Annotated in this window: 2 protein-coding genes; both read right to left on the reverse strand. The window is 45.5% G+C overall.

What is annotated here, in order from left to right:
• Window positions 1-290: 290 nt before the first annotated feature.
• Entirely contained in the window at window positions 291-1,172 is an 882-nt protein-coding gene (locus PX636_RS00465; RefSeq protein ID WP_288115878.1) for a universal stress protein, read from the reverse strand.
• Between the two features lie 133 nt (window positions 1,173-1,305).
• Window positions 1,306-1,506, reverse strand: coding sequence for an NblA/ycf18 family protein (locus tag PX636_RS00470; protein WP_002739006.1), 201 nt, complete (start codon window positions 1,504-1,506; stop codon window positions 1,306-1,308).
• Window positions 1,507-1,567 lie beyond the last annotated feature (61 nt).

Genomic DNA, 1,567 nt, shown 5'->3' on the forward strand with positions numbered 1-1,567 from the left:
CCTACTATGAATCAACCCTACTATGAATCAACCCTACTATGAATCAACCCTACTATGAATCAACCCTACTATGAATCAACCCTACTATGAATCAACCCTAGGAGGGGCAGGGGGGATCAGAGGCAAAATCTATTTTTAATTTAATTATAACTACTTACTTAAGTTAATTTTCCCCAAAAAATCTTCGGCTCTCTTGTCGTTTGTGTGATAGATTTACTGATCGAATCTGTCTTGCTCTCTCTGTCCTTTGTGCCTTTGTGGTTTATCCCCAAGAGGGTCTTTTTTCCAGTCTATCCCTTCGGTGAGAAAAATAAGAGCGGAAACCACAGTTGATGAAGAATATCTTCATTAATCCGACGCACGGCTAACCATTCCAACATATTGGAACGATGGCAGGTGGCCACAGCGATCGCACTGATATCATCTTCTTCTGCTGCCGTCAAAACTTCTAATACAGGTGTTCCTTGTCGCACTTCGCTCTGTACTTGCAAACCGAGTTTTTCTAGTCGCACTTGCACCGATTCTAATTCCCGACGGGCATCATTTAAACGAGATTCGGTGACACCGGGATCGCGACTGATATTTTCCACTACCCGGACGAGGAGACATTGCTCAAAAGAGCCGGGGGCGCGGGTTTGGGCGTATTTTTCCATCTGTTCAATTAGATAAATCGCGTCGGGACTGCCATCGTAGGGAATTAATAAATGTTTCCAGAGATGCTGACAGCGCAGGGCCAATTCATCGCGAGTATAAACTGATAATAATTGCGGTCGGAAAATCAGCAGCGGAATATCGGTCATACCTGCGATCGCTAAACTGGTACTACCGAATAATTTTTCTTGGACAGCACCGCGCATGGGATTTCCCATCAAAATCACGTCAATAGAGTGATTAGCGAGGATTTCCCGCACGGCATCCACGGGACGACGGTTAGAGATTTCGACAATAACTGTCATACCGTCGGGAATATTTGCTAAAGCTGGGGATAATTTTTCTTTGGCCGCGTCAATTTTCGCTTGATTTACGGCAGCTAGGGTGGGTTGTTCCCAAACCGGAATACTGTGGAGGAAGATAACTTGTTTTAAGCCGCTCAGGGCTAAGTGTGGCACACAATGGACAAGACGATGGAGACCATCGAAAAGATCTGTACAGATCAAAGCGCGCTCGAACATAAATTAACCCCTAGCAATTCGGTTATCCTTCCCTAAGAATAGCTAAAAAGGTGAAGAAATGCGCCCCGCATCCCTAGCTCGTTTCCGGAGAAACCCAGCCGGAGAAAGAGGTCGCCCGCAGGGGTGAAATGAGTTATTGGGGAGCCCAGGGATTAGAATCTAGACCCCACTGGTGTTTGAGAAAAGCTTTGTACATATTTTCTCTGACCATCATTTGTTCGTAGAGCTTGATCAGGAAATCCTGCGCTTGCTCCTGACTCATTTTTTCTACCTGAGTCTGAAAAGAACGAATGTTGAACTGTTGTTCTAAGGAAAGTTCGATCGGTTGAGACATGGTGTTCCTCCTCGATGAAGACAGTGGTTGATAACAAGCGAGATGGGTGATGGGTATCACC

This window comes from Microcystis sp. M53598_WE2, assembly GCF_030067735.1.
GTDB classification, from domain to species: domain Bacteria; phylum Cyanobacteriota; class Cyanobacteriia; order Cyanobacteriales; family Microcystaceae; genus Microcystis; species Microcystis aeruginosa.